16 protein-coding genes are annotated in these 19,174 nt (G+C 63.9%); 8 read left to right on the forward strand and 8 right to left on the reverse strand.

Going from position 1 to position 19,174, the window contains the following annotated elements; translation table 11 throughout:
* Nucleotides 1-5: 5 nt before the first annotated feature.
* From ACTIF6_RS03075 to metK, 3 genes are all read right to left on the reverse strand, one after another.
* A complete protein-coding gene (locus ACTIF6_RS03075) occupies nt 6-785 on the reverse strand; it encodes an SDR family oxidoreductase (RefSeq protein ID WP_439586921.1) in 780 nt (259 codons plus the stop codon).
* Nucleotides 786-1,540: 755 nt separating this feature from the next.
* Nucleotides 1,541-3,613: a PAS domain-containing sensor histidine kinase gene (locus tag ACTIF6_RS03080; RefSeq protein ID WP_439586545.1), complete on the reverse strand. Its 2,073-nt coding sequence runs from the start codon at nt 3,611-3,613 to the stop codon at nt 1,541-1,543.
* A gap of 182 nt (nt 3,614-3,795) precedes the next feature.
* A complete protein-coding gene (metK, locus tag ACTIF6_RS03085; RefSeq protein ID WP_439586546.1) occupies nt 3,796-4,977 on the reverse strand; it encodes a methionine adenosyltransferase in 1,182 nt (393 codons plus the stop codon).
* Nucleotides 4,978-5,100: 123 nt separating this feature from the next.
* Here metK and ACTIF6_RS03090 point away from each other — a divergent pair, with 123 nt between their 5' ends.
* Both ACTIF6_RS03090 and ACTIF6_RS03095 read left to right on the forward strand, forming a co-directional pair.
* On the forward strand, nt 5,101-5,955 hold the full coding sequence (locus ACTIF6_RS03090; protein WP_439586547.1) for a lysophospholipid acyltransferase family protein: 855 nt from the start codon (nt 5,101-5,103) through the stop codon (nt 5,953-5,955).
* A gap of 56 nt (nt 5,956-6,011) precedes the next feature.
* Nucleotides 6,012-6,914 (forward strand): lysophospholipid acyltransferase family protein, encoded by a 903-nt coding sequence (locus tag ACTIF6_RS03095; protein ID WP_439586548.1) that lies wholly within the window; start codon nt 6,012-6,014, stop codon nt 6,912-6,914.
* On the opposite strand, the gene ACTIF6_RS03100 is transcribed toward ACTIF6_RS03095, so the two are convergent.
* Together ACTIF6_RS03100 and yihA are read right to left on the reverse strand one after the other, a co-directional pair.
* A complete protein-coding gene (locus ACTIF6_RS03100; RefSeq protein ID WP_439586549.1) occupies nt 6,899-7,828 on the reverse strand; it encodes an alpha/beta fold hydrolase in 930 nt (309 codons plus the stop codon). The genes ACTIF6_RS03095 and ACTIF6_RS03100 overlap by 16 nt on opposite strands.
* 27 nt (nt 7,829-7,855) lie before the next feature.
* Nucleotides 7,856-8,626 (reverse strand): ribosome biogenesis GTP-binding protein YihA/YsxC, encoded by a 771-nt coding sequence (gene yihA, locus ACTIF6_RS03105; protein ID WP_439586550.1) that lies wholly within the window; start codon nt 8,624-8,626, stop codon nt 7,856-7,858.
* Between the two features lie 103 nt (nt 8,627-8,729).
* Here yihA and ACTIF6_RS03110 point away from each other — a divergent pair, with 103 nt between their 5' ends.
* The 5 genes from ACTIF6_RS03110 to ACTIF6_RS03130 all read left to right on the forward strand — a co-directional run bounded on the left by ACTIF6_RS03110 (nt 8,730) and on the right by ACTIF6_RS03130 (nt 14,822).
* A complete protein-coding gene (locus tag ACTIF6_RS03110) occupies nt 8,730-9,344 on the forward strand; it encodes a c-type cytochrome (protein ID WP_439586551.1) in 615 nt (204 codons plus the stop codon).
* Between the two features lie 172 nt (nt 9,345-9,516).
* Nucleotides 9,517-11,670 (forward strand): cytochrome c biogenesis protein ResB, encoded by a 2,154-nt coding sequence (locus ACTIF6_RS03115; protein ID WP_439586552.1) that lies wholly within the window; start codon nt 9,517-9,519, stop codon nt 11,668-11,670.
* Nucleotides 11,667-13,034, forward strand: coding sequence for a c-type cytochrome biogenesis protein CcsB (gene ccsB / locus ACTIF6_RS03120; protein ID WP_439586553.1), 1,368 nt, complete (start codon nt 11,667-11,669; stop codon nt 13,032-13,034). The genes ACTIF6_RS03115 and ccsB overlap by 4 nt, the downstream gene beginning before the upstream one ends.
* 104 nt (nt 13,035-13,138) lie before the next feature.
* On the forward strand, nt 13,139-14,146 hold the full coding sequence (gene msrP / locus ACTIF6_RS03125) for a protein-methionine-sulfoxide reductase catalytic subunit MsrP (protein WP_439586554.1): 1,008 nt from the start codon (nt 13,139-13,141) through the stop codon (nt 14,144-14,146).
* 4 nt (nt 14,147-14,150) lie between these two features.
* Entirely contained in the window at nt 14,151-14,822 is a 672-nt protein-coding gene (locus tag ACTIF6_RS03130; protein WP_439586555.1) for a sulfite oxidase heme-binding subunit YedZ, read from the forward strand.
* Here ACTIF6_RS03130 and lysA read toward each other — a convergent pair.
* Nucleotides 14,758-16,056, reverse strand: coding sequence for a diaminopimelate decarboxylase (lysA, locus tag ACTIF6_RS03135; RefSeq protein WP_439586556.1), 1,299 nt, complete (start codon nt 16,054-16,056; stop codon nt 14,758-14,760). The two genes, ACTIF6_RS03130 and lysA, sit on opposite strands and share 65 nt — an antisense overlap.
* Before the next feature lie 19 nt (nt 16,057-16,075).
* The gene (lptM, locus tag ACTIF6_RS03140; protein ID WP_439586557.1) at nt 16,076-16,276 is read right to left on the reverse strand and encodes an LPS translocon maturation chaperone LptM; all 201 of its coding nucleotides are present in this window, start codon (nt 16,274-16,276) and stop codon (nt 16,076-16,078) included.
* A gap of 12 nt (nt 16,277-16,288) precedes the next feature.
* Between lptM and cyaY the strand changes: the two genes are divergently transcribed.
* On the forward strand, nt 16,289-16,618 hold the full coding sequence (gene cyaY / locus ACTIF6_RS03145; RefSeq protein WP_439586558.1) for an iron donor protein CyaY: 330 nt from the start codon (nt 16,289-16,291) through the stop codon (nt 16,616-16,618).
* Here cyaY and ACTIF6_RS03150 read toward each other — a convergent pair.
* Nucleotides 16,608-19,031 (reverse strand): penicillin-binding protein 1A, encoded by a 2,424-nt coding sequence (locus ACTIF6_RS03150; RefSeq protein ID WP_439586559.1) that lies wholly within the window; start codon nt 19,029-19,031, stop codon nt 16,608-16,610. The two genes, cyaY and ACTIF6_RS03150, sit on opposite strands and share 11 nt — an antisense overlap.
* Nucleotides 19,032-19,174 lie beyond the last annotated feature (143 nt).

Here is a 19,174-nt window from a genome sequence, read left to right on the forward strand (position 1 = left end):
TGGCGTCAGAAATGCGCCAGATAACCGCCGTCCACCACCAGCACCTGCCCGGTGACGTAGTTTGAGGCGGCCGACGCCAGGAAGACCGCTGCGCCGCCCAATTCGTCGGGCTGTCCCCACCGGCCCAGAGAGCAGCGTTGCTGCAGCCATTGCGTAGTGCCTGCGTCGTTCACCATCGCCGCGTTGGTGTCGGTGGCGAAATATCCGGGTGCAATCGCGTTCACATTGACGCCGTGCGGGCCGAGCTCGGCGGCCAGGGCGCGCGTGAGGGCTTCTAGCGCCCCTTTGCCCGTGGTGTAGGCCGCGTCCCCCGCGCGCGCGATCGGCCCTGCGATGGACGTCACATTGATGATGCGGCCAGCACCCTGGGTGCGCATGGGCCGAGCCACTTCCCGGCACAGATGCCATGCCGAGACCAGGTTGGCCTCCAGCAATGCGCGAAGGGCGGCAGCGGGCAGGTCTTCGAGCGGCTGCCGCCGTCGCTGCCCCACGTTGTTGATGAGAATGTCGATGCGTCTGCTCTCGCTGAGCACTCGCGCCACGGCAGCGCTGGCAGCGGCTTCATCGCTGACATCGAAGGGCAGCGCGTGCGCCGTTCCTCCAGCCGCTTTTCCGGCGGCCCGGACTTGATCGACAGCCTTCTGCAATGGGATGGGGTCGCGGCCATTGAGCCAGACCGTGGCGCCATGCGCCGCCAGTGCGCAGGCCATCGACAGCCCCAGACCACGCCCTGCGCCGGTCACCAGGGCGACCTGACCTTGAAGCGAGAACAACGAAGTGGGAATGGGGTTTGGATTTGGATGGGGCGGGTGCACCGATTGATTATCGGGTCAGGGTGTGGGCCCGGTGCGGCGGTGAGTTCTCGGCAGGGCAGCTCTCGGTTCCTGCAAGGAAAAGGTGTTGCCATTCGCAAAAAAAACGCGGCTGGGTGCTTCCGGACGGCGGATTGGGGTCGTCGAACGAGACCTGCTTGGCGATGTATCCAACCGCTCGAGAAAAGCGACCGTTTCCAGAACGGAAGGTGCCTGCGGAGGTGACAGCATCGCGACTGGTGAAGGGGGGTGCAACTCAGATTCAAGGGCGTACTTCGCCGCCTGCAGCGCGGCTGCGCGTGCCAGGGCTTCTCTTTCGAAAGCTGCTCGCGCCTTGTCTTCAAATGCGTAGTTCCGCTTGGGTGTCTCGCGTTCAATATCAGATTCGGGGTTCCACTCGGGTGTCTCGCGTTCCGTGCTCAGTGGTGCCGAAAGCGGATGGTGGTGTATTCGTCGAGCGCGCTGGACGGGCGATGTTCCGAGCTGTGTTTGTTGTGCCCGCCCCATTGACGAATTCCATGGCGGCCGAATTGCCAGCGGGATGGGCGAAGCGACAAGACGGGCAGTGCGGTTGACGGACATACACGGGAGCCTTTCTGCTCGAAGGCATGGGGAATCGTGATGTCACTCTGGCAGCAAATACCGCTGACCAACGAGCAGGACACAAACCGACCTGTCACGGCAACAAGCTGCTCACGAGCCGACCTCGCAAGCGCCTGCAGACGGTCTCAGACCGAGAGTTCGGCCATGGACGACTCTGGGAAAGCCATCTCTGGCTCCATGCCGTCGAATGGCAGGGTGAAGTAGAAGGTGCAGCCTTCGCCGGGCGAAGTTTCGGCCCAGATGCGACCGCCGTGGCGCTCGATGATGCGCTGCGACAGCGCCAGGCCGGTGCCCGTGCCTTCGAAATCCATCGAATGGTGCTGGCGCTGGAACATCACGAACAGGTTGTGTGCCTTTTCCAGGTCGAAGCCCGCGCCGTTGTCCGACACGTAGAACGTGCGGCCGCCCACGGGGTTGACCTTCCAGCCCACTTCGATGCGGGCCAGGTCGCGCTGGCGGGTGTACTTCACCGAATTGCCCAGCAGGTTGCCCCAGGCCTGGGCCAGCAGCATGGCGTCGCCGCGCACGATGGGCAGATCGGTGTCGATCACCCATTCGATGCGGCGTTGCGGATTCTCCTGCTTCAGATGGGCGATCACGCCTTCGAGCAGCGGTTTCAGTGGCACAGGTTGCGACTCGATGGTCACGCGACCCAGGCGTGCGTATTCCAGCAGGCCCTCGATCATCAGGCTCATGCGCCGCGACGCCTTGGCGATGGAGTTCTGGTACTGGAGCGCGAGGGTATCGGCCGAGTCGCCCATCTGCTCCTGCAGCAGGCTGACAAAGCTCGCGATGTGGCGCAGGGGCGCGCGCAAGTCGTGCGACACCATGTGGGAGAACACATCCAGGTCCTTGTTGGCGGCCACCAACTGCTGCGTGCGTTCGGCGACGCGCTTTTCCAGTTCGCGGTTGAGGTCGTTCATCACGTCCTCCAGGCTCTTGGCCGCGGTCATGTCCCTGGTGATGCTCGAGAGGCCCTGCAGTTCGCCGGCTTCATTGCGCAAGGCGGTCAGCACGGTGTGCGCCCAGAAGCGCGAGCCGTCTTCGCGCAGGCGCCAGCCCCGCGTTTCCCATTGCCCGTGCGCCTTGGCCAGGCGAAGCACCTGGCCGGCTTCCACCTCGTCCTCGCCCGCGTTGTCGGCACTGAGCAGTTCCTCGTACGAACGTCCCACCATCTGCGAGTGGCTGTGCCCATGCAGGCGTTGGGCGCTCTCGCTCCATTCGGTGACGATGCCGTTCTCGTCGACGAAGTAGACGCAGTAGTCCTGGATGGCATCGACCATCAGGCGGTAACGTTGTTCGCTGGCAAACAGCTCGGCCGAGCGTTCGCGCACGCGGTCCTCCAGATCCTGGTTGGCATGCAGCACGAATTCCTCGGTGCGGCGCCGTTCGGAGATGTCGTGTAGTTCGATGAAGATGCCCTCGACCTGGCCGTTCTGGAAATCGGGGATGTAGTGCACTTCAAAATAGTTGCGCGAGCCGTCGGCCGACGGGCGCTCGGCCTCGAAGGTCTGCGTCTGGCCGCTCAGGGCCTGCGCCACGCGCGGCAGGATGTCGGGGAGGATGTCCGGGCGCACCACCTGGCTGAGGTGCGAACCCACCATCTCGGCCGGCTTCTTGCCGTAGCGTTGCGCATGGGCGTTGTTGGCAAACCGGCAGATCAGGTCTTTGTCGTAGTAGGCCAGTCGGGCGGGGATGCGATCGGTGATGCTGCGCAGCAGGCTCTCGTTGGCCGTGGGTTTGCCAGACGATGCCTCTCCAGTGATCTCGGTGACCGTGCTGTTGCCCAGCAGGAAGTTGCCATCCGCGTCGAAGACCGGCGTGGAGGACAGCCGGGCCTTGAACAGACTGCCATCCTTGCGCACCAGCTCGATTTCCACAGGGTCGGCGTGGCCGCTCAGGCGCAGCGTTTCCACATGGGCTGACGCCTGTTCGCGCCAGCGCGGAGCCACCAGTTCACGCAGGCTCTTGGGCACGCTGGTGTCCTGCCGGTCGTGGCCCAGCCAGCCCAGCAGGGTCTGGTTCAGGTGGGTGCAGTGTTGCTCTACATCGAAGGACAGCAGACCACAGGGCGCCTGGTCGCAAAGGGACCGGGCGCAGAGCAGGGCGGTTTCGAGTTCTTTCGTCCGTTCCCTCAGCAACCGCTCGCAATCCGGCGCAGAAGCGTCCATCCCGTCGGGGCAGATAGAGGTGTCCATGGTCAAAGGCTCCCAGATCGTTGCAGTGCAGGCCGAAAAAATGGCTTGTACTCCCATATCGGAGCGAGGGACGAAAAATTCAGATTGTTACGACTGACGGTGCAGGGCCGGATTCCCGGCGCAGCAAAAGAAAAGCCCCGAGGCTTGCGCCACGGGGCTTTGCACTTAATGGCTGTAATTATTTACAGGCCAGCAGCTTTGCGCAGGGCTGCTGCCCGATCGGTGCGCTCCCAGGTGAATTCCGGCTCTTCCCGGCCGAAGTGGCCATAGGCGGCGGTCTTGGTGTAGATCGGACGCAACAGATCCAGCATCTGGATGATGCCCTTGGGACGCAGGTCGAAATGCTCGTTGACCAGGGCAGCAATCTGATCGTCAGGGATCACGCCGGTGCCTTCGGTGTAGACCGTCACGTTCATGGGGCGCGCGACCCCGATGGCGTAGGCCACCTGAATCTGGCACTGGCGTGCCAGGCCGGCGGAGACGATGTTCTTGGCCACGTAGCGCGCGGCGTAGGCGGCGGAGCGGTCAACCTTGCTGGGGTCCTTGCCGCTGAAGGCGCCACCGCCATGCGGGCAGGCGCCGCCATAGGTGTCCACGATGATCTTGCGGCCGGTCAGACCGCAATCGCCCTGCGGGCCGCCGATCACGAAGCGCCCGGTCGGGTTGATCAGGTATTTGGTGTCCTTGAGCCATTCCTTGGGCAGCACTGGCTTGATGATCTCTTCGATGATGGCTTCGTTGAACGAAGCCTTCATCTTGGTGGCCGACTCGCTCTGGTCTGGCGAGTGCTGCGTGGAGAGCACCACGGTGTCGATGCTGTGGGGCTTGCCGTCCACGTAGCGCATGGTCACCTGGCTCTTGGCGTCCGGGCGCAGGAACGGCAGTCGGCCATCCTTGCGCAACTGGGCCTGGCGCTCCACCAGACGGTGCGCGTAATAGATCGGGGCCGGCATGAGCTCGGGCGTTTCGTCACAGGCATAGCCGAACATCAGGCCCTGGTCACCGGCGCCGGTGTTCAGGTGGTCATCTGAAGCGTGGTCCACGCCCTGGGCAATGTCGTTGGATTGCTTGTCGTAGCAGACCATCACCGCGCAACCTTTGTAGTCGATGCCGTACTCGGTGTTGTCGTAGCCGATGCGCTTCAAGGTGTCGCGCGCCACCTGGATGTAATCGACGTGCGCGTTGGTGGTGATTTCACCGGCCAGCACCACCAAGCCCGTGTTGCACAGGGTTTCGGCCGCCACGCGGCTGCGTGGGTCCTGGGTGAAGATGGCATCCAGAATGGCGTCGGAAATCTGGTCGGCGACCTTGTCGGGGTGGCCTTCAGAGACGGATTCGGATGTGAAGAGGAAGTTGTTCGCCATGTATAAACTCCGGAGTGGTTGATCGGCGTTGCCGGTCTGTCAGAGTTCGGCGAACGCTTTAGCGGAATTTATGAATCGCCCCGCAATTAGTTCAATAACTCGGCGATGCGCGCATTCTAGATCATGGCCGTGCTGATCCGCTTCCTCTTCCGATTCGCCAGTCTGCTGCCGTTGCCGGTGTTGCACGCCTTCGGCTGGCTGCTGGGCTGGTTGAGCTTCGGGCTGTCCAGCCGCTACCGCCGCAGGCTGTTTGCCCACGCCCGACAGGCGGGCTTTTCCAGGGGTGTGGCGCTGGCTTCAGTGGGCGAGTCTGGCAAGCTGGTGGCCGAGCTGCCACGCTTGTGGTCGGGGCGTTCCGTGGTCGTGTCCTGGGAAGGTGCCGAGCACATCGAGGCGGCACTCGAAGGCCGAAGTGGGGTGCTTTTTCTCACGCCCCACCTGGGTTGCTTCGAGGTCGCTGCACAGGCGTATGCACAACGGTTCGGTGATCGCCAGCCCACCACGGTGCTGTTTCGTCCCGCCCGCAAGGCCTGGCTGCGCGACATCATGACCGGCGCGCGGGAACGACCGGGCTTGTTCACAGCGCCCACCACGCTGGCAGGCGTCAAGCAACTCATCAAGGCGCTCAAGGCTGGTCAGGCAGTGGGCCTGCTGCCCGATCAGGTGCCGCCAGCGGGGCAGGGGGTGTGGGCGCCGTTTTTCGGGCGCGAGGCCTACACCATGACCTTGTCGGCGCGGTTGGTGCACGCGGCGCGCGCCCAGATTCTGCTGGTCTGGAGCGAGCGCCTGGGCTGGGGCAGGGGCTACCTCATCCATGTGCGCCCGTTCGAGCACGCGGGCGTAGGGCCGCTGTCCGGGGATGCCACCGATGCCGCGGCGCAGATCAATCGGGCGATGGAAATGCTGGTGCGAGAATGCCCGCAGCAATATCTCTGGTCGTACGACCGTTACAAGGAGCCCGCTGCGGCGCTCCGGTGAACCGTTCCTCATCCCATTTCGTGATGCCACCTTCCGAATCGAAAGAAGCCCCTGTCGTGCCCGCTGCTTCATTCAGCGAGCGCTGGGGCAACCGCCTGGGGGTGGGCTTCATGCGCCTGTTGGCCCGATTGCCTCTGAGCTGGGTGCGAGGGCTGGGCTGGGTCATGGGCCAGGTGCTGCACGCAGCCGCTTCGCGGCGCAGGCGCATTGCACGCACCAACTGGGCGCTGTGTTTTCCGCAGGACAGCACCATTGAGCGTCACCGCGCCGTGCGGCGCCATTTCGTGGCTTTTGCGCAGGCCTGGCTGGATCGCAGCTGGCTCTGGGAAGGCAGCGAGGCCACGGTGCGCGCGCGGCTCAAGGTGGTGGGCGCCACGCACGAGCTGCATGGCGACAAACCGGTGCTGATGCTCGCACCCCATTTCGTGGGCATGGATGCTGGCGGCACAGCGCTGGCCCTGCTGGAGCCACGCCCGTATTCCTGTATTTACCTCTCACAGATCAACGAGGATGTGGACCAATGGATCCGCACGGGTCGCCTGCGCTTTGGCACCGTGCGCCTGATCGAGAAGCAGCAAGGCTTGCGAACCGTGGTGCAGTCGATTCGTTCCGGGGAGGCGCTCTATCTGCTGCCCGACATGGACCTGGGCCCCGAAGAGTCGATCTTCGTGCCGTTCTTCGGCGTGCCCACGGCCACGGTGCCGACCCTGCCGCGTCTGGCCCGGCTGGGTGGGGCCAAGGTGGTGCCGGTGGTCACGCGGCTCACATCGCGCGGCTATGAGGTGGAGGTGTTGCCCGCGTGGCCAGGCTACCCCGGACCGGACGCTGTGGAAGACACCGCGCAAATGAACCGCCGGATCGAGGGCATGATCAAGCGCATCCCCGAGCAGTACTACTGGGTGCACAAACGGTTCAAGACACGCCCGCCTGGCGAGCCTTCGCTCTACGGCAGCGACTGAGCAAGGAAAGCGCTCAGCAGGGCCGCCACCTTGTGCGGTTGCTCGTGCACCAGCCAGTGCGTGGCGTCCGTCAGCTTTTCAATGTGCAGGTACTGCACGAAGTCTTCCAGGCCATCGAGCAGCGCCACAGGCAGGGCGGTGTCGCCCAGACCCCAGATCACCAGTGTCGGTACTTTCACCGTGACCTTGTCGCACGGAATCTGCACCGCCGCCGCGCCGGGGTCTTGCGGTGTGGGCGGGCGCAGGGGCGAGGCGGCGTAGTAGGCACAGCCGCCGCGCAGGCCCTGCCGCCAGACGGCCCGATAGCGCTCGCGGATGGCTTCGTCCAGCCACGCGGTGGGCCCGCTGTCGGCGGCCATGTTGGTAAAGAACGACCACAGTCGGGCGAAATCGTTTTCTGCCAGCAAATCGGCGGCGTCGGGGCGCGCCAGGAAGTTCATGTAGGCGCTGCTGGCCTGCTGGTCTGGTGAATGGGCCAGTTCGCGCGCGAACGTGGCGGGGTGTGGCGCGTTGAGGATGGCCAACCGGTGCATGAGCGCGGGATGTTGTGCCGCCACGCTCCAGGCGAGTGCGCCTCCCCAGTCGTGTGCCACCAGGCAGGCCAGTTGGCCAGGGGTGGGGCTGTGCTGGGTGATGGCCTCGATCACGGCGCAAAGGTCCTGAATCAGTGGTTTGGCGCGGTAAGCGGCAACCTCCGTGGGCGCACTCGAGCGCTCGAAACCGCGCAGGTTGGGCGCCACGCAGCGGTATCCGCCATGTTCAGGTTGGGCGAAATGCGCCAGCAGGCCGTCCCAAACGAATGCGGCTTCGGGAAAGCCGTGCAGGAAAAGCAGCACCGGTCGGCCGGGTTGGCCTGCCGCTCGGCAGCTCAGGGTGATGCCGTGGGGCAGAGGCAGGTCGAAGGTCTGGATCATGCGGGCACTCTCAAAGGCCCGCAGGGGTCAGTCCAGCGCGGGCGGCTCGTCTTCGGGAACGGGGGCAGTCACCGGCGCGCTGGCGTCGTGGGTCCAGCGCCAGAGCATCTGCGCCACCTCGTCCAGCCCCTTTTTCTTCAGGGCCGAGAAGAGTCTGGCCTCGCCGCCGCCAGACTGCAGTCGCGCAATCGACAGCGCTTTCTGAGCCTCGGCGTGGTTGAGTTTGTCGGCTTTGGTCAGCAACACCAGAAACTTCAGGCCTTCCTCTACGCGGGGCCTGATCACCTCGAGCAGGATTTCGTCGAGTTCGGTGAGGCCCAGTCGCGGGTCGATCAGCAGCACCACGCCGCGCAGGTTCTCGCGAGTGAGCAGGTAGTTGCCCATCACGCGCTGCCAGCGCAGCTTGGCTTCGCGCGGTACTGCGGCGTAGCCGTAGCCGGGCAGGTCGGCCAGCACCGCATCGGTCACACCCTGTTTGCCGAGGGAAAACAGATTGATGCTCTGGGTGCGCCCGGGCGTTTTGGACGCAAAGGCCAGGCGCTTCTGCTGCGTCAGGGTGTTGATGCAGGTGGATTTCCCGGCGTTGGAGCGGCCCACGAACGCCACCTCGGGCACCGTCAGCGGCGGCAGGTGCTCGAGTTGCGGGGCGGTGGTCAGAAAGCGGGCCGTGTGCAGCCAGCCGTGGGCAATCTTGGGATCGGGGGTCTGGGTTCCAGCTTGGGGAGAGTGGGCCTTGGGGCCCTTGGCGTGCTCGGTGGGTGGAGCGGTCGGTTGGGCTGGAGTGGGGTGTTGGGTCATTTGGGGGTTTTCCCGGTGGGACATTGTAAAATCGATTGGCTTTGACCAGACAACCCGCGAATTTCCTCAACCAGAACACGTCGCCGCCGACGCCCGCCCCGTCATGAAATTGCCTGTCTCCCTACTTTGCGCCGCTGCCGCTGCAGCTCTGTCGTTCAGCGCCCAGGCGCAATCCGTCAAGCCCGATCTGGCCAAGGGAGCCGCCATGTTCGGTCAGGTGTGCGTGGCTTGCCATGCGGCGGACGGCAATTCCACCACGCCGGCCAATCCCAAGCTGGCGCAGCAGCACCCCGAATACCTCGTCAAGCAGTTGCAGGAGTACAAATCGGGCAAGCGCGACAACGCCATCATGAAGGGCTTCGCTGCCGCGCTGTCCGACGCCGACATGCGCAACATCGCCTACTGGCTGGCCGATCAGAAGGCCAAAGGTGGTGCAGCCACCGACAAGGACCTCGTGAAGCTCGGCGAGCGCATCTACCGCGGTGGCATTGCCGACCGCCAGATCGCTGCGTGCGCTGGCTGCCACAGCCCCAACGGCGCGGGCATTCCCTCACAGTACCCGCGCCTTTCGGGCCAGCATGCCGAATACACCAAGGCCCAGTTGGAGCAGTTCCGCAGCGGGGCTCGCAAGAACAACGCCCAGATGACCGGCGTGGCCGCCAAGATGAACGACCGCGAAATTCAAGCGGTGTCTGACTACATCGCCGGCCTGCGCTGAAACCCGGTGTGCAGCTTGCCCCTCCGGGGTGCAAGAGATATAAGTCGATATTGATATTTCGCGGCACAATGCCGCCGATGCCTCCGGCGTTGAACCGCCAGCCAAAAACAACATCTGATCAAGGCGGTTCCGGATTCACCGGAACCGCCTTTTTTCTGTCCTCCTCCGATTCATGACCGTTTCCACCCAAGGCCTGCAGATCCGATCTGGTCCCCGCTTCGTGAGCGAGGCGGTGGAATTGCTGTCGTCGATGCGGTTCGCGATTTCCTTGCTCACGGTGATCTGCATCGCTTCGGTGATCGGTACTGTCGTCAAGCAGCACGAACCGTTCATCAACTACGTGAACCAGTTCGGCCCCTTTTGGGCGGATGTGTTTGCCAGCGCACAACTCTTTTCGGTGTACAGCGCCTGGTGGTTCCTGCTGATCCTGGCGTTTCTGGTGACCAGCACCAGCCTGTGCATCGCCCGCAACACGCCCAAGATCTTTGCCGACTACAAGGCCTACAAGGAAAATATCCGCGAGCAGAGTCTCAAGGCTTTCCCCCACCGGGCCGAGGGTGCGCTGGCGGAGACGCCCGAGGTGGCCGCCCACCGCATCGGCCAGACGCTGCTGGGCTCAGGGTGGAAAGTCAAGCTGCAGTCGCGCCCGATGGCTGGTGGTACCGGCTGGATGGTGGCGGCCAAGGCGGGCACCGCCAACAAGATCGGCTACCTCGCCGCGCACAGCGCCATCGTTCTGGTGTGCATTGGTGGCCTGCTCGATGGCGACCTGATGGTGCGCGCGCAGATGTGGTTCAACGGCAAGACGCCATTCACGGGTGGTGGTCTGATTGCCGATGTGCCGGCTCAGCACCGCCTGGCCAGCACGAATCCCACCTTCCGGGGCAACCTGCTGGTGACCGAGGGCACCACCGCCGGCACGGCCATCCTGGCGCAGCCTACGGGCGTTCTGTTGCAGGACTTGCCCTTCACCGTGGAACTGAAGAAGTTCATCGTCGAGTACTACGAAACCGGCATGCCCAAGCTGTTTGCCAGCGAGGTCGTGATCCAGGACAACGAGACCGGTGAGAAGAAGGAGGCGCGTGTCGAGGTGAACCACCCGGCCAGCCACCGCGGCATCAACATCTACCAGTCCAGCTTCGACGACGGTGGCTCGCGCGTGAAGCTGCAAGCCGTTCCGCTGAACCGGCCCACGCGGGCGTTCGAGATCGAGGGCACCATCGGCGGTTCGACGGCGCTCAGCAATGGCGCGGACCAGCTCACGCTGGAGTACACCGGGCTGCGCGTGATCAACGTGGAGAACTTCGCTGGTTCCAGTGCCGGCGAGGCCACGGACGTGCGCAAGGTGGATCTGCGCAGCTCGATCGAAAGCCGCCTGGGCTCCGGCCACAAGACCGTGACCGAGAAGACACTGCGCAACGTGGGACCGAGCATCACCTACAAACTGCGCGACGCGGCAGGCCAGGCGGTGGAATACCACAACTACATGCTGCCGATGGAAATAGACGGTTCGCGCATGTACCTGCTGGGTCTGCGCGAGACGCCTTCCGAACCGTTCCGCTACCTGCGCATCCCGGTCGACGAGAACGACGGTCTCGACGGGTTCGTGCGCTTGCGGGTCGCTCTGGACGATCCCCAGATGCGCGCGGAGGCGGTTCGTCGATACGCCACGTCGGCGGTGGAAGACGGCAAGCCCGAACTCGCCGAGGCGCTCGCGGCCTCTGCCCGGCGCGCCATGGATCTGTTTGCGGGTGTGGAAAGTGTGACGCCGAACGCCGCGCAGCGGGTGGACAACGGCTCTACGCCCAAAGACGTCCGCGGTGGTCTACAGGCGGTCTCGGCGTTCCTCGAAGCCAATGTGCCAGCGGATGAACGCGAGCGAGCGAGCGAGGTGCTGGTGCGCATCCTCAACGGCACGTTGTTCGAGCTGATGCAATTGAGCCGGGAACGCGCGGGCCTTGCGCCGCTGGAGCGTGGCGAAGGTACGCAGCAGTTCATGGCGCAGTCGGTCATCAGCCTGAGCGACACCTTCTTCTATCCCGCGCCCATGACCTTCCAGCTCAAGGACTTCACCCACGTGCAGGCCAGCGTCTTCCAGGTGGCGCGAGCGCCTGGGCAGAACATCGTTTACCTGGGCTGCCTGTTGCTCATCCTCGGCGTTTTTGCCATGCTCTATGTGCGCGAGCGCCGCCTGTGGGTCTGGCTCGCGCCTTCGGGCGAGCAGGGCGCCCAGGCTTCCATGGCCCTGTCGTTGAACCGCAAGACGATGGAGGCCGACCGCGAATTCGACCTGCTGAAGACGCAATTGCTCAAGGTGCCAACATGAATACCGCCACCGCATCACAGACCATCGAACTCAAGAAGGGGCAGGGTGCTGACGGCCTGCAGCCGGGCTATTTCGCTCGTCGCAACGTCTGGGACTGGCTGTTCGCCGCGCTCGTGGTGCTGGGCGCTTCCTGGGCTTTCGTGAGCTACAACACCGCCATGGATGGCTACGAAAAGGCCATTCTGGTGGGGACGGTGCCGGCCATGATCTGGCTGGGCTGGTTCTGGCGGCCACTGCGCAGCCTGGCGGTGGTGGTGGCCGCGCTTTCGCTGCTGGCGATCTGGCTCTACATGACGCCGGCAGGCACGGCGGATCTGGCTCGCGCCGATCAGGTGTTCCTGCTCAAGTACTTCATTTCGAGTCAGTCCGCGATTCTGTGGATGAGCGTGCTGTTTTTCATGAGCACTGCGTTCTACTGGGTCGGCATGGTCACGCGGGGAGGCGACGCTTTTGACCTGCTCGGCTCGCGCCTGGCCTGGGTGGCCGTGACGCTGGCGCTGGTGGGCACCATGGTTCGCTGGTTCGAGAGCCACCAGATTGGCCCCGACATCGGCCACATTCCGGTCAGCAACCTTTATGAGGTGTTCGTGCTCTTCTGCTGGATGACCACCGCGTTCTATCTTTACTACGAAGACCAGTACAAGACTCGCAGCATGGGTGCCTTTGCAATGCTGGTGGTCAGCGCGGCGGTGGGTTTCCTGCTCTGGTACACCGTGGTGCGCGAGGCGCACGAGATCCAGCCGCTGGTGCCGGCCCTGCAGAGCTGGTGGATGAAGCTGCACGTGCCGGCCAACTTCATCGGCTACGGCACCTTCGCCATCGCCGCCATGCTGGCGTTTGCCTACTTGATCAAGCAGAGCGCGAGCGAGAGTCGCTGGTACAAGCTCGCACCGTTGTGGCTGCTGGGCGTGGTGCTGTGCTTCGAGCCCATCGTGTTTCGCCAGTCGGCAGCGCAGAGCGGAGGCAGCTACTGGTTTGTTTATTTCGGCGTCTCGGCGCTGATCGTGGGCACCATCATTTTCGGCCGCCGCCGCATCGCCGAGCGGCTGCCCAGTTTCGAAGTGCTTGATGACGTGATGTACAAGGCCATTGCGGTCGGTTTCGCGTTCTTCACCATTGCCACCGTGCTCGGTGCCCTGTGGGCTGCCGAGGCCTGGGGCGGCTACTGGAGCTGGGATCCGAAGGAGACCTGGGCCCTGATCGTCTGGTTGAACTACGCGGCCTGGCTGCACATGCGGCTCATGAAAGGGCTGCGCGGCACCGTGGCTGCCTGGTGGGCGCTGGTGGGCCTGGCCATCACCACGTTCGCCTTCATTGGCGTGAACATGTTCCTCTCCGGTTTGCACAGCTACGGCGAGCTCTGACCCGCTCTGTCTGGAACTTTGTAAGAATCGCGGTTGTCCGACGACGGACGAAGACACGGCGCGGCATTTTCCGCGCGCGGGTACACCTTGCAAAGGACCGTCCCATGATCATCCGCACCGGCCACCACGGTTTCCAGCATCCGCTGCCCAGCGAGATCACACCTCAGGCGACCTACCTTAACCGAAGGCAGTGGCTGGAGCGCACTGCGCTCAGCGCCACCGCCCTCGGCGTGGCGGGTACCTGGGCAAGCCGCGATGCCTGGGCGCAGGCGGAAACGCCCAAGCCCGGCAAGCTCTCTGCCCTGCCCGGCCGCGCCTCCAGCGTGAGCGGTGCGCGCGCCATGGAGAAACTCACCTCCTACCAGGACGCGAGCAACTACAACAACTATTACGAGTTCGGTACTGACAAGGCGGACCCCGCAAGCGCAGCCAAGGCGCTCAAGCCACGCCCCTGGACGGTGGCGGTGGAAGGCCTTGTGAACAAGCCGGGTAATTTTGATCTGGACGCGCTGCAAAAGCTCAGTCCCATGGAGGAGCGGATCTACCGCTTGCGCTGCGTCGAGGGCTGGTCGATGGTGATCCCCTGGGTCGGCTATTCGCTCTCGGAACTCATCAAACAGGTGCAGCCGCAGGGCAGTGCGAAATATGTGGAATTTCACACCCTGGCCGATCCCAAGCAGATGCCGGGCTTGCGCTCGAACGTGCTGACATGGCCCTATGTGGAGGGTTTGCGCCTGGATGAAGCCATGCACCCGCTGACGCTGCTCGCGTTTGGCATGTACGGCGAAGTGCTCCCCAATCAGAACGGTGCGCCGCTGCGCCTCGTGGTGCCCTGGAAGTACGGCTTCAAGAGCGGCAAGTCGCTGGTGAAGATCCGCTTCACCGACAAGGAGCCGCGCACGGCCTGGAACGTGGCGGCTCCCCAGGAGTACGGCTTCTATTCCAACGTCAACCCGCAGGTGGATCACCCGCGCTGGAGCCAGGCAACCGAGCGGCGCATTGGCGAGGAGGGCGGCCTCTTCGCCAAACGCCGTCAGACCCTGATGTTCAATGGCTACGAACCTCAGGTGGGTCAGCTCTACGCAGGCATGGACCTGCGCAAACTGTATTGACGGGATGCGGCCCGCTGGCTCACGCACCAACCGATGGATCGGGCACACGGCTGCCAAGCCAACCGTTTTCCTTCTTGCAAGTCTGCCCTTCGCCTGGCTCATCTGGGCGGCGTTCTCCAACCAGCTTGGCGCCAATCCCGCTGAGGCGCTGATCCGCTCGCTGGGCGACTGGACCCTGCGCTTCCTGGTGCTCGTGCTGGCGATCACGCCTTTGCGGGTAATGGGTGGCTGGCCGGCGCTGGCGCGCTGGCGGCGCATGTTGGGCCTTTTCGTGTTCTTCTATGCCTGCATGCATCTGCTGGCCTACGCCTGGTTCGACATGGAGTTCGACCTGACCGGCATCCTGGCCGACATCGTCAAACGACCGTTCATCCTCGTGGGCTTCCTGGCCTGGTTGTTGTTGCTGGCGCTGGCGGCCACGTCGTTCAATCGCGCCATCCGGATGCTGGGCGCGCAGGTGTGGCAACGTCTGCACCGCGCGGTGTATGCGATAGCGGGCCTTGCCGTGCTGCACTTCTTCTGGATGCGCAGTGGCAAGAACGACTTCGCGGAGGTGGCGGTATATGCCGCGATCCTTGCGGCTTTGCTGGGTTGGCGCCTTTGGCGCCGGCTCAGGCGGGTGGCAGCAGGCGCTCCAGGCGGAGCTGGTCAACCGCCGTCTCGCGCGAACGGATGAGCGTGGCCTGGTCACCGTTTACCAGCACTTCGGCCGCGCGGCCACGCGTGTTGTAGTTGCTCGCCATGCTCATGCAGTAGGCACCGGCCGAGAGCACGGCCAGGAAATCGCCTGCCTGCACCGCCAGTGCTCGGTCACGTCCGATCCAGTCGCCGCTTTCGCACACCGGACCGACCACGTCCCAGGTGGTGTGCGGTACACCTTCGCGCGGGGCGAGTGGCACGATGCGGTGAAATGCCTCATACAACGCCGGCCGTGGAAGGTCGTTCATGGCGGCATCGACGATCAGGAAGTTCTTGTGCTCCCCCGGTTTGAGGTAAAGCACTTCGGTGAGGCAGGCGCCTGCGTTGCCCACGAGTGAACGGCCGGGTTCGATGTAGATCGTGCGGTCGCCAAAGCCTCGCGCGTCCAGGCGCTGCAGCAATTGCCCCCAGAGTGCGTCGGCCTCGGGCGGCGCATCGCCCTGGTAGTCGATGCCCAGGCCACCCCCGAAGTCGATGTGCTCGATGGCAATGCCCGCGGCCTCGATGCCCTGCACGAGGTCGAGGATTCGGTCCATGGCGTCCAGATAGGGGCCTGACTGCGTGATCTGCGAGCCGATGTGGCAATCAATGCCCACCACACGCAGGCCGGCACAGCCCGCTGCATGGCGGTAGGTGGCGATCACATCTTCGTGCGCGATGCCGAACTTGTTGCCTTTGAGTCCGGTAGAAATGTAGGGATGCGTTTTCGCGTCCACGTTGGGGTTGACGCGCACGCTCACGGGCGCACGCAGATCCATCTCGCGCGCCACTTCATCGAGCACGTCGAGTTCGGCGCGGCTTTCCACGTTGAAACAGCCTATGCCCAGTCGCAGCGCTTGCTGCATTTCCGCGCGCGTCTTGCCCACGCCGGAAAAAATCACCCGGGCGGGGTCGGCGCCGACGGCCACGGCGCGTTCGAGCTCACCGCCCGAGACGATGTCCAGCCCGCATCCTGCGCGCACCAGGGTCTGCAGGATCGCCAGCGAGGAATTGGCTTTCATGGCGTAGCAGATCAGGTGCTTGCGCCCGGCAAGGCCTCGCTGGTACGCCGCCAACGCCGACAGCATGGCCGCCTGGCTGTACACGAACAATGGCGTGCCGTGTTCCCGTGCCAGCTGTTCCAGGGGAACACCTTCGACCGTCAACTGATGGTCTTGATACGCGAAACATGGGGGCAATGCCGCGGAGGGCAGGCCTGAAGTGGTGGTCATGCGATGAGGGACGGTAGCATCAGCGCGGGGCTACCGGGACTGCCGGGGCAGGCGTGCTGACGGGTTTTTCTTTGCCTGAGGTGCCCGGCGCCGGAAGATACAGCGGGCCCTTTTGCCCACAGGCAGACACACCCAACGCACCGACGAGGCAAAGCACGGCGATGGCCATGCGGCGCGAGCGGGAAGGACCACGCCCTAGAATGCTTTTCAACCCAGACATCCAGGGATTGTAATGACCGATACCGAGTACCAGGACCTGGCTGAAGCGTTGCTTCGGTCCATCGAACTGGCGTGTGACCGCATCAACGACGCGACCGATGCCGACCTCGACAACCAGCGCGTGGGTGGCATGATCACCGTGACCTTTGCCAATGGCAGCCAGATCATCATCAATCTGCAGAAGCCGCTGCATGAAGTCTGGATGGCTGCTCGCGCCGGTGGATTCCACTTCAAGCACGACGGTGAACGCTGGATGGACACCAAACAGCAGGGCGAATTCTTCTCGCTGCTCAGCCGTTTCGCCTCGGAGCAAGCCGGCTTGCCGCTGCGCTTCAGTTCCTGAACAGATCCAGAATGCTGCGCCGGTCCACGTTCTCCGCGGGGGGCTTGACCGGCAGATTGGTGTTGGGGTCGTACTCCACAGGAGCTGCCGGGGCGCCTGGCCATGGATCTTGCAGTCCCAGACCGTGCACGCCGCGCCCTGGGCCGAACTCCTCGTAGTACCACTCGCCGCCCACATTGATGACGCCGGAAGGCGGCGTGTAGGTTGCCACGTCCACCCCTTTGAGTGCCTCGGACATGTATGAAATCCAGATCGGCAGGCTCAACCCGCCTCCGGTTTCACGGCTGCCCAGGTTGCGCGGGGTGTCGTAGCCGACCCAGGCCGCGGCCACCAGAGAAGGCTGGTAGCCGACGAACCAGGCATCCACCGCATCGTTGGTGGTGCCGGTCTTGCCATAGAGATCGGTGCGCTTGAGCGAGGCCTGCGCACGGGCCGCCGTGCCCGAGCGCGTGATTTCCTGCAGCAGGCTGTTCATGACAAAAGCATTGCGAGCGTCGATCACGCGCTGCTCGTCAGCCAGTGGCGTGGGCTGAGCGGCGTACAGGACCTTCCCCTTGTGGTCGCTTACCCGGGTGATCAGATTCGGCGCGATGCGGTAGCCGCCATTGGCAAACACCGAATACCCCAGGGCCATCTGCATGGGTGTGACCGAGCCAGCGCCCAGTGCCATCGTCAAATAGGGTGGGTGCTTGTCTGCGTCGAAGCCGAAGCGCGTCACCCATTCCTGTGCGCTCTGGGTGCCCACCAGTTGCAGTACGCGGATGGACACCATGTTCTTGGACTTGGCAAGTGCTCGCCGCACCGACATCGGACCTTCGAACTGGCCGTCGTAGTTCTTGGGTTCCCAGGGCTTGCCGCCGGTTTCTCCGGCCGAATAGAAAAGTGGCGCGTCGTTGACCACTGTCATGGGGGTCAGGCCCTTTTCCAGCGCGGCGGAGTAAATGAAGGGCTTGAAGCTGGAGCCCGGTTGGCGCCAGGCCTGCGTGACGTGGTTGAACTTGCTCTTCTGGAAGTCGAACCCGCCGATCAGCGCAATGATGTTGCCGCTGCGTGGGTCGAGCGCCACGAAGGCCGATTCCACCTCAGGCAGTTGCGTGATGCGCCAGGCCTTGGAGCCGGTTTGCACGACGCGAATCACCGCGCCCGGACGAATCTTGATATTGGGACCGGCTTTCTCCGAAAGCCCGGATTGGGCCGGCTTCAAACCCTCGCCCGTGATCTCGAAAGGTTCACCGTCCTGTCGCACGGCCAGCACCCGGCGCGGGTTGGCCTCCAGCACCACCGCGGACAGCAGGTCGTCGTTGTCGGGTCGGTCGGTCAGTGCCTCGTCGATCGCGTCATCCCGCGCGGCCTTGTCCTCGGGCAGGTTGATGAACAGCTCCGGCCCGCGGTAGAACTGGCGCCGCTCGTAGTCCAGCACGCCCTGGCGCACCGCTTTGTAGGCCGCCAGCTGGTGCTTGGTGTTGAGGGTTGTCATGACCACCAGACCGCGCGTGTAGGCTTCGTCACCGTATTGGGCCACCATGGACTGGCGCACCATTTCCGCAACAAATTCGGTGTGAGGGCGGTCCGGATTGACCGTCGGCCGCAGCTTGAGCTCTTCGGCCTTGGCGTTCTCCGCTTCGGCGGTGGTGATGAAGCCGTTCTCGACCATGCGGTCGATGATGTGCAGTTGCCGGGCGCGGGCGCGTTTGGGGTTGCGCACCGGGTTGTAGGCGGAGGGTGCCTGGGGCAGACCGGCGAGCATGGCGGCCTCGGCGATGGTGACGTCCTTCAGCGATTTGCCGAAATAGATCTGCGCGGCGGAGGAGAAACCGTACGCCCGTTGACCCAGGAAGATCTGGTTCATGTAGATCTCGAGGATCTGCTCCTTGGTGAGCATGTGCTCCAGCTTGAAAGTCAGCAGCACTTCGTAGATCTTGCGGGTGTAGCTCTTCTCGGCCGAGAGGTATACGTTGCGCGCGACCTGCATGGTGATGGTGGAGGCACCCTGGCTCTTGGCTTGGCGAAGGTTGGCCAATGCGGCACGAACCATGCCCCGGTAGTCGACCCCGCTGTGCTCGAAGAAGCGGGCGTCCTCGATGGCGAGCACGGCATTCTTCATCACCGCCGGAATCTGGTCGAAGGTCAGCAGGTTGCGCCGCTCTTCGCCAAATTCGCCAATCAGTTCACCATCGGCAGAGAGTACCCGCAAAGGCAACTTGGGACGGTAGTCGGCCAGGCTGGCCACTTCGGGCAGGTTGGGGTAGGCGACCGCGAGCGCAATACCCACCGCCATCAGCAATCCTGCAACACCCGCCACCGCCAGTCCGGCCAGACCCACCACCAAGCGACCAGCCCAGACGAGTGCGGTGCGTCCGGTCGATACTGACCCATCGGAAGAGCGAGGCGAAGAAGTGTCGTTTTTGGGCATGCGGACGATCAGAGCGGTACTGCCGATTATAAAAATCGGGACGCCCTCCAATCGAGCGCCTGTCCGGCTTATTGTGAGTTGTTGTGAATTGGCCCGATAACCGGCCGATGACGCAATTCACGAAGGGTACCGAATGCGTATGC

Origin of the sequence: Hydrogenophaga sp., assembly GCF_051860785.1 — a bacterium.
In the GTDB taxonomy this organism is placed as follows: Bacteria; Pseudomonadota; Gammaproteobacteria; order Burkholderiales; family Burkholderiaceae_C; genus Hydrogenophaga.